The sequence below is a fragment of the Pseudomonas fluorescens genome (assembly GCF_902497775.2).
In the GTDB taxonomy this organism is placed as follows: domain Bacteria; phylum Pseudomonadota; class Gammaproteobacteria; order Pseudomonadales; family Pseudomonadaceae; genus Aquipseudomonas; species Aquipseudomonas putida_F.
Genome location: NZ_OZ024668.1, coordinates 1,766,029 through 1,780,134 on the forward strand (window position 1 = coordinate 1,766,029; position 14,106 = coordinate 1,780,134).

The window sequence follows — 14,106 nt, forward strand, 5'->3', positions numbered from 1 at the left end:
GGACTATTGTGAGCCTGGCTGCAGCAGGGAGCGCCAATCTAGGCGCTTTGCCCAAGTCGCACAAACGATGATATTTCGCAGCAGCCATTAGAAAAATTTGGGAGTCTGCATGATCCGACCGCACCTGCCCCTGAACGCCCTGCGAGCGTTCGAGGCCTCGGCCCGGCACCTGAGCTTTACTCGCGCGGCCATCGAGCTGTGCGTGACCCAGGCGGCGGTCAGCCATCAGGTCAAGAGCCTCGAAGCCCAGCTCAAGGTCACCCTGTTCAAGCGTCTGCCGCGCGGGCTGATGCTCACCAGCGAAGGCGAAACCTTGCTGCCGGTGCTGCGCGACTGCTTCGACCGCATCGCCCAGACCCTCGATTGCTTCGACGGCGGCCATTACCGCGAGGTGCTGACCGTGGGCGCGGTGGGTACCTTTGCCGTCGGCTGGCTGCTGCCGCGCCTGCCCGAGTTCCAGGCCCTGCATCCGTTTATCGATTTGCGCCTGTCGACCAACAACAACCGCGTCGATGTCGCCGCCGAAGGCCTGGACTACGCCATCCGCTTTGGCAGCGGTGCCTGGCATGGCATCGATGCGCAGCCGCTGCTGGAGGCGCCGCTGTCGGTGCTGTGCGTGCCAGCGATTGCGGTGCAGCTGCACAGCCCTGCCGATCTGCTGCAACACACCTTGCTGCGCTCCTACCGCAGCGATGAGTGGGCCGAATGGTTCCAGGCTGCCGGGCTGCCGGGTGCGCTGCAACCTTCGCGGACTATGGTCTTCGATTCGTCGCTGGGGATGATGGAAGCAGCCTTGCAGGGCGCCGGCGTGGCTCTGGCGCCGCCGCTGATGTTCGAGCGGTTGCTGGCCAGCGATGCCATTCGCCAGCCGTTTGACCTGAGCCTCAGCACCGGCAGCTACTGGCTGACGCGCCTGCAGTCCAAAGCCGAAAGCCCGGCGATGACAGCGTTCAAAACCTGGCTACTGAAGGCCGCTACAGGCTGAAACGCGAAGGCCGGCAGCCCTCCAGCTCGGGCGCCAGCTGGCCGTCGATCAGCTCCTGGGTGACCAGGCGGCCGACTACCGCCGCCAGGGTCACGCCCGAATGCATCACCGCCAGGTACAGCCCGCTGACAGAGGGCAAGGTACCGATGATGGGGATGCGATCCTCCGGCATGGGCCGCAAGCCAACCTCGGTGCTGATCAGCTCAAGGCCCTGGCCGCCGTGCAGACTGTTGCGAATGGTATTCAGCGCCCGCAGGGCAATGGCCTCGGGGCCGTCTTCGCCGTCGGCGTCGAGGTAGTCTTCGGCGGCCAGGATCAGCTCAGGCGTCGGTTGGCGGATTTCCAGTTCGCCGCTGGCGATCAGTGTGTTCACCAGCCGTTCTTGCGCCCGCAGGCGGATCAGGATCGATGGCGACGGGTGCAGCGGCAAGCTAACGCCCAAGGGCTGCAGCAAGGCCTTGCACTCGGTGCCTGCCGCCACTACCAGGCGTTGGCAGGTGATCCGCCCGCTAGCAGTGACAAGCGCCTCGACGGCGCCGTCACGGCATTCAATCGCCTGCACCTGCGTGTCGGTCAGCAGGTTGGCGCCGTTGGCCTGGGCGCGCTCCAGCAGCAAACGGGTCATCGCTACCGGGTCAATTGAGCCTTCCTGCGCAGCAAACAGCGCCTGCTGCAGTGGTGCTTTGAAATGCGGCTCAAGCTGTTGCACGCGAGCGGGGCCGATCAGCTCGACGCCATTAGCGGGCGAGGGCGTTTCGCTGAACGACAGCGCGCCGATCCAGTTGATCGGCACCGTGCCCAGCTCGCCTTGCAGCCGGTGATACTCGGCAATCGCCAGGTCACGCAACGCAGCAAATTCGCCGGGCTGCGGCGCTGTGGTGTTGATCCAGCCAAAGGCCCCGGATGTCACGCCCAAGCCCGGCCGGCCCTTGTCGATCACCGTCACCTGGGCCTGCTTGCTCAGGTGATAGGCGATCGAGGCGCCGATGATACCGGCGCCGATCACCACCACGTTCGGGCGTTGCGTTTCGATTGTCATTGGCGATTCTCCGGCCAGGTGGCGGTGGGGAAGTAGGTTTCCATGCCCGGTTCCTTGTGTTCGACGCCGTCGCGCTGCCAGTAGCAGGTCAGCCGCGCGTAGTTGTCCAGGTCACCGTGGATCAGGCAGGTCGAGCGGTGCCCGGGCCAGGTGAAACGCAGCACTTTGGCCTGGGCAATGGCCGCGACCTCGACGTTGCCGATGGCGGTGCGGGTCTTGCCGTCGATGCTTGCTGCCAGCACCAGTTGCCCGTCCACATAGCGCAGCGTGGCCCGGCCGGCATAGCTGGCGCCGTTGTCCGGCGCTTTGCCGATCAGCGCGTAAGGGCCGACCACGAAGCCGTACAGCGGGTCCGGGTAGTCTTCGTCATCGGCCAGGCAAGCCGTGCCGATCAGCAACAGACTCAGCAGCAAAAGCCTCATAGCGGCAACGCCTGGAGCACCACTGCGCCGACAAATAAAAGAAGCGACAGGCTTATGCCGATCAGCGGAATTCTGAACCAGTAACGCCAGGCCAGCACGGCCATGCTCGCCAGAAACAGCACGCCCAGGCCCAGCAGAAAACCATCACGCAACAGCGCCAGTGGCGCCGCCAGGGCCAGATAGCCATACACCAGGCCAAACAGCATGGCGCCCAGGCTATGACTGGCGTTAAAGCCAACCCAGGCGCGCCACATGGTGGTTTGCCGGGAAATTACCGGGGCGACTTTTTGCATCTGTTCGCCCAGCGCCGGGGCGCGCGGCTGGAACTTGTTGCTGGCGAAGGTATAGACCAGGTGCAGGGTCCCCAGCAGCAGGACGATGGCGGCACTGGCGCAGATCAGCAGTTGGGCGATCATGGGCGGTCCTTGGCTGATGGAGCGTTATTGGGTTGGAACCAGCTGGCTGGCAATCAGTGTCGGGCAACTGAATGTGGGTCTGGGCGCCGAAGGGGACAGGGGGATCAGCACCGAGCCATTGGTCAGTGGCGAGCCTGGGGACGTCGGGCGATTGCTGGTAAAGAGAGGGTCGGGCCAACCCATGAACCAATGGTTGCCAATGGCTGCCGCACTGGGGTGGCTATGTACATTGTCGTGGCCGACCGACAGTGTCAGGTGAGCGGGAGCGAATTTTGTCGCTGCCGGGGGCATGCCCGCCCATCCACCATGGTGACTGGCCACCAGCGACACCAGTTCAGGCGTAAACGTAGGCCAATGAAGTTTGCTGTATTCAATATCACCTGGCAGAAGGGTAGCCAGTGGACAGGAGGTGTTCTGCATCACGAACCACGCCAGTCCTTGGTTGTTGCGATCATGCGGGTCCCTGGCTGGGTCTGTACGCGTGATAACACCGGCACTGAAGGCGACGCGCCGGAGCCTGTTTGGCCAGACCAACCGTTGGCGCAATTGGGCAATGAAACGCAAATGCGTTGGACCCAGACCTTTGCCTCTGAGGCGCACGGGTGGCCGTGGAATGATCCACGGCCGATTCATTGCATTCGGGTCGAACCTTATATTTGCGGCCTTGTTTCTGTTGCTGTAGTTCATGTTACTCACAGCATAGGCCCAGTGATCGAAGTCCCAATGAGACAGCACCACGGGAGCGGTAAATCTGCTGCTGCGGCAACAACTTTCAGCGGCGAGCAATGCCGGCCGGGGCGATGGTCGGGTGCGGGTGTTCGGGCGGGTCGGCCAGCCGAGGTCAAAAAACAGGCAGGGGTGGCCACTATTATCGACTAGAGCATTGGCGTTGCCCTGACCAACATCGTAGGCCACTACCCATCGTGATTGACCTGCTTGACTAGCGGCTGCTTCGAGGGTGTTGAAAATTTGCGTCTGACGCACCGAAAGGCCGTCGAGGAATGCCAGTTGTTGCAGCTGTGGTGATGCACTTTGGACATTGGTCAAGGCGAAGCTGGGCGGCGTTTCCTGGTTCTCATCGCCAAGGTTGAAAAACGTGGCTCTGATCGCGTCTTCGTTTAGAGGCTGATGGTCGTCATGCAGGTCGAAGCTGATCCACAACTTTGGCGTATCGAAGATCTGCTTCTGATTCGTTTGCATGGCGCCTATCAGGTCTTTCAGGTGGACCGACAGCAGCATTGTTTTTTCAAGGTGCTGATCTTCGGGATGGATCTGTGCCCACCTGCGAGTACTCAGTTCTTTAGCGGCGGTAGCAGTGATGCAATCGAGGACAACCATGGCATCTGGTCCATCGGACACAATATCTTCGATCATCGCGTAATGGGTGAACGTCATTTGCTTTCCTTCCCTGGTCATCCGGGCAGAGTTGCCGGTCACTTCAACACCAACTGCCGGGTAATGGTCGGGTCGCTGATCTTGTCGTCGTCAATCAGCAGCAAGGCCTTGGAGAGGATGATCGACAGCAGGTTGTCGCCCTCGAACGGCAGGTACTGCGGGGTGTTTTTCTGCCGCGCCTTGGCGTCGGGGACGATGCACAGGTACTGATCGTTGGGCAGCATCAGGATGTTGCCCGAACCCAGGTGGATCTTGTAGCTGCGCAGCTTGCCGGTGACCTCCAGGAAGCGCCCGTGCAGGGTCCATTTGTCCTTGAGGCGGGTCATGCGCGGCAGCAGTTTTTCCAGCAATTGTTTGCGCGTTTGCGCGGTGGCGCCCAGTTCACCGAACGAATGGTTGTGCCAGTAATCGCGGTAGCGGCCGTCTGGCCCGCCATCGGCCCACAGCGGGTCGTTAGCCAGCGAGGCGACGCCAACGAACAGGTCGACATCGCGCATCACTTCGCTGAGCACCAAAGGCGGGACCTGATCCAGCGGCAAGGGTGCGGCGTCCACGGCGTTGTCCCAGCGGTTCAAGGCATAACCACCGCCACCGGCATGGGCGCTGCGCTGGGCGGCGTCGATGGGGTAGAAACGCACCTGGTCGGTGCTCAGGCGCAGGAAGGCACCGGCTTCGTTGGTGTCGACGCCATAGTCGTCACCCACGCCCTCGATCCAGAACTCGGCGCGCAAGCCCCAGGCCGGCAGTTCGCGGGTGGCCGGTGGGTAGCTGTCGTCGACCATCAGCCGCAGCTTGTTGCGCCAGCCACGGGCCGCAGCCAGGGCGTGGAACTGGTGCTGGCGCAGAATGTGCGCGGCGAAGCGGTTGGAGTAAGTGGCGGTGTTGCGCTCGGCTTCGGTTAGCAGGTAGACCTCGCGGTGGGCCTGCTTGAATGGCTGGGTGATCTGCAGCGCTTCGATGCGCTCGCGCCAGGCGAGGATTTCCTCCAGCGGGCGGCCGATCGGGTGCCAGAGACGCACTTGGGCCTCGCTGGAAGGGCTGATGGTGTTGCCCTCGAGGCTTTGCAGGCAGTCCTCGGTGAACACCACGGCGTGCTGCTGGCCGCCTTCGCTGATCACCCAGATCAGCCGCCGCGCCAGGGTGCCGATCAGTGGATGGTCAAGGTAGCGCTCCTGCCATTGGCCGAACGGCCAGTGCTTTTCCAGCAGAAACAGGCTGTCCAGGCGCTCGGCCTGGGCCGGCAGCATGGCGCCGATGTCCTTGACCGCGCCCTGCAGGTCCTTGAGCTCTTCCTTGTAGTCGGCCTTGACCTTGGCCGGCACCGACTTTTGCGGCGTGCCGTCGGCGCGGAACCAGTTCAGGGTGGCGGTCTTGCCATCGACTTTCAGCTCGGCGACAAACGCGCCGTCATCGAAACTTTCACGGCGCAGGCCGACCTGTTCCAGGCCGTAGGTCGGCACGCCGAGTTCTTCGATCTGGTCACGGGGCAATTGCAGGGCTTGGGCGGCGCTGGTGAAGGCTTTTTCGATTTCCTTCTGCGCGGTACCGAACTTGACCCGCACCTTGAGCAGGGCCAGTTGCCCGACTGCTTCGCTGGTGGGGATCGACGACAGGGTGAACACTGCCGCATTGCCGACCTTGGGCGCGCGCGGGCCGATGCCGCGCACCTTGCGGTAGGCGCTCAAGGCCAGGCGGGCGATGGCCCGGGTCAGTTCAGTGTCGGCCAACGGCGCGCTCATCCACAACAGGCCGCGCAGCACCGTGGCGTTGCCATCGTGCATGCGCGCGCGGTCATCGCTGCTTTCCCAACCGACGTTGAGCAGTGCGCCGCAGCGCCCGGCATCGACCCGCGCAAACCAGCGCAACAGGGCCGCCCGCAGTGGCGCCTCACCGACCTTGAGCAGCAGTGCCTGGGCGTTTTTCAGCCATTTCGCCGAGGGCCGCGCCGAGGTTGCCGCTGCGGCCTGGCGCAGCAGTGTCAACCAGTCTTCGCGCACTTCGGGGCTCAGCTGTTCGAGGTCTTCCAGGGCCTGCTGGGTCCAGTGCTCGCACGGCGCCAGGACCTGCCAGGCGCCGTTGCCCAGCAGCGGGTCGAGTTTGGCCAGCAGCTGTTCACCGAAGTTGCCGTAGTGGCCCAGGTCAGCGCACTGGCTGCGCAGCATGATCAGCAAGTCGCGCAGCGCGTCGGGCACTTGCGTGAAGTTTTGCGCGATGACCCAGTCGGTCACGGTCAGGGTCGGCAGGGTGCCGTAATAGGCAAAGCGGTAGCTGGTGAACCACTGCAGCACAGGCTCGGCCAGTTGGCCGACGTCGGCGCCGTTTTCCATCAGCCAGGTCATCAGCGCCGGTAGCACGCCATAGTCGAAGACATGGGAAAAGGCATGGCCGGCACTGGCCGTGCTCAGCTCACCGTTGTAGGCTACCACCCGTTCGACCAGGGCCAGGACCAGGCGCGTGCGCAACGCCGGGTCAGGGCTCAGGGCCATGATTGCCGGCAGCTTGCTCAAGGCGAAGACCATGGCGTCGGGGCGGCCGTGGATTTTCTGCAGCAGCGGCAGCAGCTCGCTGATCAGCTCATGCTCGTGGCGCAGTTCGGAGCCGGCCAGCAGCGGATAGCCATCCGGGCCGATGTGCTCGACCGGGCCCAGCTCGGTTTGCGGGCGGTCGTGGCGAAACGCCTGAAGTTGTTCCAGTGCCATGGTTCAGCCTCCTACCAGCGGGGTCAGTTTGATGAAATTGACCACGCTGTCGTGGCGGATGGTCAGGACTTCGTCGAGGCTCTCGGCCTGACGTTCGTCGAGGAGGATGAAAAAGCCATTGCGTTCGAAGGCGTCGCAGGCGATGTCGACCTGCTTGCGCCAGTCGATGTTTGTGCGCTCGCTCGGGCGCTCGCCATTGAGCGCGGCTTCCAGCGGCTCGGGGCTGACCAGGCGCTGACGCCGGCTGTGGTCGGTGTGGTTGTTGTGCTGCTGGACTTCCTGGTGGACCCGCTCGCGGATCAACTGGCGCACGGTGATGGTGTCGGTGGCAAAGTGCAGGGCGAAATCGTCGAAGACTTCACCCGAGACCGACTCGTCGCGAACGGTGAGCGTTGCCATGGGAACTCCTTTTCTGGCAAGAGGCAAAACGGATGGGCGCAAGAGTATCAGGCTAGCCAGCGGATTTCGATGTACAGGCGCTTACCGATCGCCGCCGCTGCGCAGGCGAAAGAACTCCCCCGGCGGCAAGCCGAACTGCTTGCCGAAGGCGGCGATAAACGCCGACAGCGAATCGTAGCCACAGGCCAGGGCTACGTCGGTCACCCGTTCGCCGCGCTCAAGGGCAGGCAGCGCACAGAGCAGGCGCATGCGCTGGCGCCAGAGGCGAAAGCTCAGGCCGGTTTCGCGTTGAAAACGCCGGCTCAGGGTTTTCTCCGATACGCCAGCTTGCCGCGCCCAGTCGGCCAGCCCGGTCGGCGCGTCGGGGTGCGCTTGCAGGTGGCTGCACAGCGCGCGCAGGTCAGGGTCTAGGGGCAGGGGCAGCATCAACTGCTGTTGTTTGGCGCTGTCCAGTTGGTCGAGCAATACCTGCACCAGGCGTCCGTCAGGGCCATCGCTGTCGTACTCCACAGGCAGTTCACTGAAGGTGTGGATCAGCTCGCGCAACAGCGGGTTGACCGCTATCACCCGGCATTGTGGCTCGCTCCAGCTCGCCGGTGCTTGCTCCAGGTACAGGCTGCGCAGGCAGGTGTCGTCGGCACAACTGACCCGGTGCGGGATCTGCGCCGGCACCCACACCGCGCGCTGCGGCGGCACCAGGTAGAAGCCCTGGTCAGTGTGCACCTCCAGCACACCGCTAATGGCATAGGACAACTGCCCCCACGGATGAGCGTGGCGGTAGCCGAGCACCACGTTGGGCAGCGCCTGCACATGGCCATACACCGGGCGCGGCAGTTCGGTCAGCTGCTCCAATGACTGCGGGGTGAGGGCGGGGTGTTGTCCTTTGGGCGACACTGGCGGGGTACTGGCGTTAGTCAAAGTCGGGCAAAGACCTTAACGTCTGCGGCGTCACAATAACAAGCCGGGAGCGGCCATGAAGTACCTGCGGATGCTGTTCGACAATTTCACCCTGGCGCTGCTCGGGGTCATCCTCATGGCCACGCTGTTGCCCTGCGAAGGCAACGGCGCCGTGGTGTTCGGCTGGCTGACCAACCTGGCCATCGGCCTGCTGTTCTTCCTGCATGGCGCCAAGCTGTCGCGCGAGGCGGTGGCCGCCGGTGCCGGGCACTGGCGCCTGCACCTGCTGGTATTTGCCTGCACCTTCGTCATGTTCCCGCTGCTCGGCATGCTGTTCAAGCCGTTGTTCCTGCCGCTGGTGGGCGATGAGCTGTACCTGGGCGTGCTGTACCTGTGCGCCTTGCCGGCCACGGTGCAGTCGGCCATTGCCTTCACCTCGCTGGCCCGCGGCAACGTGCCGGCGGCGATCTGCAGCGCGGCGGCGTCGAGTTTGCTCGGCATCGTCCTGACGCCCTTGCTGGTGGTGCTGTTGATGGGCGTCGAGGGCGACAGTGGTTCGAGCCTGGATGCGGTGCTGAAGATCGTTCTGCAACTGTTGGTGCCGTTCGTGGCCGGGCAACTGGCGCGGCGCTGGATCGGCGCTTGGGTGGCGCGCAATGCCCGCGGGTTGAAGAGCGTCGACCAGGGCTCGATCCTGCTGGTGGTCTACACCGCCTTCAGCGATGCGGTGGTCAGCGGCCTGTGGCATTCGGTGCCGCCGTCGCGCCTGCTGGGCCTGGCATTGGTCTGCTGCCTGCTGCTGGCGCTGGTGCTGTGGCTCATCAGCGCATTGGGGCGCTGGCTGGGTTTCGACCTCGAAGACCGCATCACCATCCTGTTTGCCGGCTCGAAAAAGAGCATGGCCACCGGCGTGCCGATGGCCCAGGTCCTGTTCGTGGGCGGTGGCATCGGCGCGATGATCCTGCCACTGCTGCTGTTTCACCAGATCCAGCTGATGGTCTGCGCGGTGTTGGCCCAGCGCTATGCGGCGCGCACTGACGCACCCACGCTTACAACAGAACCCCTTTGACCGGCTGCAGTTGTGCCGGCGCCGCTTCATCGGCCAGTTCACGCACGGCGATTTCCAGGTTGCGGCACATGGCGTCCAGGGCCAGGTCGTTGGGCTGGGTGTCGAACGGGTCGGCAATCTGGTCGCCCAGGGCATCCAGGCCGAAGAAGGTGTAGGCCAGCACGCACACGGCAAAGGGCGTGAACCAGCCGATGCTGTCGACCAGGCAGAACGGCAGCAAGAAGCAGTAGACGTGGACAATGCGGTGCAGCATGAGGATGTAGGGGTAGGGGATGGGCGTGTTCTTGATCCGCTCGCAGCCGCCGAGCACGTACGAGAGCCGGTTGAGCTGCTGGTCGAGGTTGGCCTGGATCACCTCGCCGGCACCGGCATCGCGGGCCTGGGCCATGAAGCGCTGGCCGATCAGGCCGAGCAGGCGGCTGGCGGGCGCATCGCTGCTGGCCAGGGCGGTGCGCGTCGGGGTGTCGAGCAGGCGCTGGCGATCGGCGCAGGCCGGGGCGCCGCGCAACTGGTCACGCAGTACGTAGGCAAAGGCGATCAGCGGATCGAGCAGGGCCCGGCGCTGGTTGGCGTCGAGGTTGGGCAGCAGGCTCAGGGTCTGGCGGGTCAGGTTGCGGCTGACGATCAGCAGTTCGCCCCACAGCGTGCGTGCTTCCCAGAAACGCTGGTAGGCCACGGTGTTGCGAAAGCCGAGGAAGATCGCCAGGGTCAGGCCCCAGAGGGTAAAGGGCGTGGCGGTGAGGATCACCTTGTACTCGAACAGGGTGCCGTGGGTGGCCACCACCGCCGAGCTGATCAGCACGGTGTACAGCACCTTGCGCCAGATCGCCGGGATGATCGAGCCTTTGAGCGAAAACAGCAGAACGCGAATGGAGGGTTTTTGCGGCTGGATGATCATGCGAGGCAAGCCTGTACAGTAGCGCGAGGATTTCCGCGCGCTACTGTAGGGCAAAGCCGGGCACGGATACAGCCCGACGGGGTCAGGCGCTGGTGAAGGTGAAGAAATCGAGGAAAGCATAGTCGCGCGAAGTGACCACCAGTGAGGCGATCCGGCGCTCGGCAGGGGCTTGGTACTCCACCCAGTGATGTCTGGGCTCCCCGCTAAAGCTCAATGTCTCGAGCAGTTGGCCCCGCTCATCATGAAATTCGACTTCGCCCGGGCGTTGTCTCCAGGTCCAGGCGAACTTGATTTTATCGCACGGTACAGTGAGGTCGATGCGCAGCCGTTGGGCGGAGCTAGGGTTGCTTTGGCCGCGTTGCAGGACGATTGCCAGGCCTTCCAGCAGTCCGTCTATGGTATGAGGGTAATCCGCAATGCCGGCCTTGATACCCGTATGGCCCTGCAACAGGGTGATGGTCATTGTTGGCAGCTGGATGCTTTGACCGGGATCGATCAGTTGAGTGTTCTGGCCATCGAAGTTTTCCGTGATGGTGGTGGGGTAAATGCAGATATCGTCGAAGCTGATATCCCCTCCCGCTTGTTCAGTGCCATCACGGCCTAGCAGTTCCAGGTGATGCGAGATGCTGGTGGCCTGAAAGCTCCAGCGAAGGGTATGCCATTGCTGGTCGACTACCGCAATTCGCCCCTCCAGTTCATTACCGTCCAATTCGAACCACAGGCTGGGCGTCATCGACGTGTCTTTCTGGCGTCTGACGCGCATGGAGATTGTGTAGTGCGTTGCGGGTGTCAGCCCCTCGAGCGTTTTGTTGAGGATGCGCCCATTGAGGGTGCCCTGAAAGTTTTCAAATCCGGCAAAGTGATTTCCTTGCTCTGTCTTGATCATCAACAGGCTGCCATTGGGGCCTTTCTGCCAACCATTCCATGGGTCATTGCCGGGTTCGAAATCGGTGTGATCAATGAACAGTTCCATACGCCCTGCCTCCGGGGGGGGGGGGGCTGCCGGTCGACAGGCCTCGGTGCATTCGAACACCGCCAGAGCGTACTGACTACTGGCAAAAATGCTAGGTAGCGCCGCTATTCATGGCAGCAATGGGGCGATTGCGGGGCTCCTTCGTAGCGGTCGTGGTGGCGTACCCAGTCCATGGTGCCTTCCTCGTTGCGGCCCTTGGGCATCAGGTCGAGAAAGTTGTAGGTGCCGACCAGGATGTCCAGGCCGCGAGCGTAGCTTGAGTAGGTGTGAAACAGCGTGCCGTCGGCGTCGCGGTAGAACACGCTGAGGCCCGGCAACTCGGTTTCCTCGCCCGAATACGGCTCATAGTTGTACTGGTCGCTGCCCTTGCCGCCGACGCCGAAATCCTGGTTGAAGCTGCTGGCATGGGATGAAACCCAGGGAAACTTCCAGCCCATGCGATGCCTGAAGGCCTGGAACTGGGCGTAGGGTGCGCGCGATACCGCCACCAGCGACACGTCGTGATGGGCCAGGTGCAGGTTGGCACCGTCGAAATGGTCGGCCAGGAACGAACAGCCCGGGCAGCCTTCATCCCAGCCTTCGCCGAACATGAAGTGATAAACCAGCAACTGGCTGCGGCCGGCGAACAGGTCGGCCAGATTCAGGCGGCCCTCGGGGCCTTCGAAACGATAGTCCTGATCGACGCGTACCCAAGGCAGGGCGCGGCGGGCTTTGCTCAGTTCATCGCGCTGATGGGTCAGGGCCTTTTCATGCAGCAACAGCTGGCGGCGGGCACTGAGCCATTCGCTGCGCGAGACCACCTGGGGGTTTTGATGGTTGTCCATGGGTACGGCTCCACTGGGGGAATGTACTGATGGTCGATTGTCGGTTGGGGAATTCGACAGGGGTGAGTGCAGGGCTGATGAACGGTGGTGAATTCATCGCGGGTCAAGCCCGCTCCCACTTTCAGCCGGACATCCGCCCGATCAACGCCCACAAGCGCTCATCGTCGAAATCCTCCACCACCAACTGCGCGCCGGCCTCAAACAAGGCCTCGGGCCGCTGGCTGGTCGACAATCCGACGGTGAAGATCCCCGCGCCACTGGCCGCCTTCACTCCTGGCACCGAATCCTCGAACGCCAGCGCATGCGCCGCCCGCGCCTGCAGGCGCTCAAGGCCGGTGAGGTAGGGCAGCGGGTCGGGCTTGGCCCGGGCCAGTTCTTCGGCCACCAGCACATGTTCAAAGCGTTGCTCCAGGCCCATGGCGCCGAGCATGTGCACGGCATTGGCCCGTGGCGCGTTGGTCACCACGGCAACGCCGATGCGCTGGTGTTCAGCGTGTTCGAGCAGGCGCCGCAGGCCGGCGGTAGGCTGCAAGGTCGGCGACAGGGCGCGAAAGCGCGCCTCCTTGCGGTCGGCGAACCGCTGGTGCTCGCTCAGCGGCCGGTCCGGGAACAGGTAACGGCACAGGTCGGCATTGGCCCGGCCGCTGACGTGGGCATCGAACTCCGCTTCGGTGAACACCCGGCCTTCTTCAAGCAACAGCTGTTGCATGGCCAGCAGGTGGAGTTTGTCGGTATCGGTCAGGGTACCGTCGAGGTCGAACAACAGGGCATCAAGCATGGTCGGCTTCCGCTGCGGTGGCCGGTCATGATAACCGGATCGGCGGGGCTGGTCAGATGCGTAGGAAAAGAGTACAAATGTACTCCATGAATAAACTATCGCCCAAACGCCGCGCTATCCTCGACTTCATTCGTCAGCGCATCGCCGATCAGGCCCAGCCACCGAGCCTGGCCGACATCGCCACGGCCTTCGGTTTTGCCTCGCGCAGTGTTGCGCGCAAGCACATCCAGGCGCTGACCGAAGCCGGCCTTATCGAGGTCACCCCCAACCAGGCCCGTGGCATCCGCCTGGCCGGTGCCTTGCGCCGCCCCGAGGTGCTGGAAATCCCGGTGCTCGGCCAGGTCGCCGCTGGCCGGCCGATCGGCCCGGACGTGGATATCCACGAGCAACTGATGCTCGATTCACACCTGTTCAGCCGCTCCCCCGACTACCTGCTCAAGGTGCGGGGCGACTCGATGATCGACGACGGCATCCTCGATGGCGACCTGGTCGGCATCAAGCAGCAGGCCGAAGCCCGTGACGGGCAGATCATCGTCGCGCGCCTGGACGGCGAGGTGACCATCAAGCGCTTTGAACGTGCCGGCGGGCATTACCGCCTGCTGCCGCGCAACCCGGCCTATGCCCCCATCGAGGTCGGCCCGGAGCACGACTTCGTCATCGAAGGGGTGTTCTGCGGCCTGGTGAGGCGCGGCTGATGGGCGCGGTGGTCAGCCTCGACGGCCTGCTCGACCAGCAACGGGTCTGGAAGGGGCGGCCGCAGGCCTTGCCCCAGGGCCTGCAGCCCACTGGCCATGCCGCCCTGGACGCGGCGCTGCCCGGTGGCGGCTGGCCGGCGGGGGCGCTGACCGAGTTGCTGCTGGCGGCCGAAGGCTGTGGCGAGCTGCAACTGCTGTGGCCGAGCCTGGCGCGCCTGACCCAGGCCGGTGAGCGGGTGGTGCTGATTGCGCCGCCGTTCATTCCCTACCCACCGGCCTGGCAGGCGGCCGGGGTCGATCTGCAGTGGTTGGCGGTGGTCCAGGCGGGGGCCAGTGAGGTGTTCTGGGCCGCTGAGCAGTGTTTGCGCTCGGGCAGTTGCGGCGCCGTGCTGTGCTGGCCGCACAAGGCCGATGATCGCGCCTTGCGCCGTTTGCAGGTCGCGGCCGAAAGCGGCCAGACCCTGGCCTTTGCCTGTCGCCCGCACCAGGCCGCGCTCAACCCGTCGCCAGCGGCACTGCGCATTGCCGTCGATGCCCAGCCGGCCCAATGGCGGGTGCTCAAGTGCCGCGGCGGCCTGGCTCCGGCCACGCCCATTGCCTGCCCCGGGCGAGGCTGA

General features: G+C 64.0%; 15 protein-coding genes. 4 read left to right on the forward strand and 11 right to left on the reverse strand.

Annotated features, from left to right (window positions below; genetic code table 11):
* The first annotated feature begins 109 nt into the window (after window positions 1–109).
* On the forward strand, window positions 110–985 hold the full coding sequence (locus tag F8N82_RS08200; RefSeq protein ID WP_038994768.1) for a LysR family transcriptional regulator: 876 nt from the start codon (window positions 110–112) through the stop codon (window positions 983–985).
* Here F8N82_RS08200 and F8N82_RS08205 read toward each other — a convergent pair.
* From F8N82_RS08205 to F8N82_RS08235, 7 genes are all read right to left on the reverse strand, one after another.
* A complete protein-coding gene (locus F8N82_RS08205; protein ID WP_038994769.1) occupies window positions 975–2,024 on the reverse strand; it encodes an NAD(P)/FAD-dependent oxidoreductase in 1,050 nt (349 codons plus the stop codon). The genes F8N82_RS08200 and F8N82_RS08205 overlap by 11 nt on opposite strands.
* A complete protein-coding gene (locus F8N82_RS08210) occupies window positions 2,021–2,446 on the reverse strand; it encodes a hypothetical protein (RefSeq protein ID WP_038994770.1) in 426 nt (141 codons plus the stop codon). The genes F8N82_RS08205 and F8N82_RS08210 overlap by 4 nt, the downstream gene beginning before the upstream one ends.
* Window positions 2,443–2,862: an LIC_13387 family protein gene (locus F8N82_RS08215; protein ID WP_038994771.1), complete on the reverse strand. Its 420-nt coding sequence runs from the start codon at window positions 2,860–2,862 to the stop codon at window positions 2,443–2,445. Before F8N82_RS08215 ends, F8N82_RS08210 begins: the two co-directional genes overlap by 4 nt.
* Window positions 2,863–2,886: 24 nt before the next feature.
* Entirely contained in the window at window positions 2,887–4,257 is a 1,371-nt protein-coding gene (locus F8N82_RS08220) for a hypothetical protein (RefSeq protein WP_038994772.1), read from the reverse strand.
* A 38-nt stretch (window positions 4,258–4,295) separates the two neighbouring features.
* Complete coding sequence (locus F8N82_RS08225) at window positions 4,296–6,956, reverse strand: DUF4132 domain-containing protein (RefSeq protein WP_038994773.1); 2,661 nt, start codon at window positions 6,954–6,956, stop codon at window positions 4,296–4,298.
* Window positions 6,957–6,959: 3 nt separating this feature from the next.
* Window positions 6,960–7,355, reverse strand: a complete 396-nt coding sequence (locus tag F8N82_RS08230) for a hypothetical protein (RefSeq protein WP_038994774.1) — start codon at window positions 7,353–7,355, stop codon at window positions 6,960–6,962.
* An 81-nt stretch (window positions 7,356–7,436) separates the two neighbouring features.
* A complete protein-coding gene (locus F8N82_RS08235; protein ID WP_038999290.1) occupies window positions 7,437–8,249 on the reverse strand; it encodes an AraC family transcriptional regulator in 813 nt (270 codons plus the stop codon).
* A 79-nt stretch (window positions 8,250–8,328) separates the two neighbouring features.
* On the opposite strand from F8N82_RS08235, the gene F8N82_RS08240 reads away from it, so the two are divergent.
* Complete coding sequence (locus tag F8N82_RS08240; RefSeq protein ID WP_038994775.1) at window positions 8,329–9,321, forward strand: bile acid:sodium symporter family protein; 993 nt, start codon at window positions 8,329–8,331, stop codon at window positions 9,319–9,321.
* Here the strand turns inward: F8N82_RS08240 and F8N82_RS08245 are convergent.
* The 4 genes from F8N82_RS08245 to F8N82_RS08260 all read right to left on the reverse strand — a co-directional run bounded on the left by F8N82_RS08245 (window position 9,302) and on the right by F8N82_RS08260 (window position 12,794).
* On the reverse strand, window positions 9,302–10,219 hold the full coding sequence (locus tag F8N82_RS08245; RefSeq protein ID WP_038994776.1) for a bestrophin family protein: 918 nt from the start codon (window positions 10,217–10,219) through the stop codon (window positions 9,302–9,304). The genes F8N82_RS08240 and F8N82_RS08245 overlap by 20 nt on opposite strands.
* A gap of 82 nt (window positions 10,220–10,301) precedes the next feature.
* Complete coding sequence (locus F8N82_RS08250) at window positions 10,302–11,192, reverse strand: hypothetical protein (RefSeq protein ID WP_150777123.1); 891 nt, start codon at window positions 11,190–11,192, stop codon at window positions 10,302–10,304.
* A 104-nt stretch (window positions 11,193–11,296) separates the two neighbouring features.
* The gene (locus F8N82_RS08255) at window positions 11,297–12,016 is read right to left on the reverse strand and encodes a DUF899 domain-containing protein (protein ID WP_038994778.1); all 720 of its coding nucleotides are present in this window, start codon (window positions 12,014–12,016) and stop codon (window positions 11,297–11,299) included.
* A 121-nt stretch (window positions 12,017–12,137) separates the two neighbouring features.
* Window positions 12,138–12,794 (reverse strand): HAD family hydrolase, encoded by a 657-nt coding sequence (locus F8N82_RS08260; protein WP_038994779.1) that lies wholly within the window; start codon window positions 12,792–12,794, stop codon window positions 12,138–12,140.
* Window positions 12,795–12,871: 77 nt separating this feature from the next.
* Here F8N82_RS08260 and lexA point away from each other — a divergent pair, with 77 nt between their 5' ends.
* Both lexA and imuA read left to right on the forward strand, forming a co-directional pair.
* Window positions 12,872–13,489, forward strand: coding sequence for a transcriptional repressor LexA (lexA, locus tag F8N82_RS08265; RefSeq protein WP_038994780.1), 618 nt, complete (start codon window positions 12,872–12,874; stop codon window positions 13,487–13,489).
* Window positions 13,489–14,106: a translesion DNA synthesis-associated protein ImuA gene (gene imuA / locus F8N82_RS08270; RefSeq protein ID WP_038994781.1), complete on the forward strand. Its 618-nt coding sequence runs from the start codon at window positions 13,489–13,491 to the stop codon at window positions 14,104–14,106. The genes lexA and imuA overlap by 1 nt, the downstream gene beginning before the upstream one ends.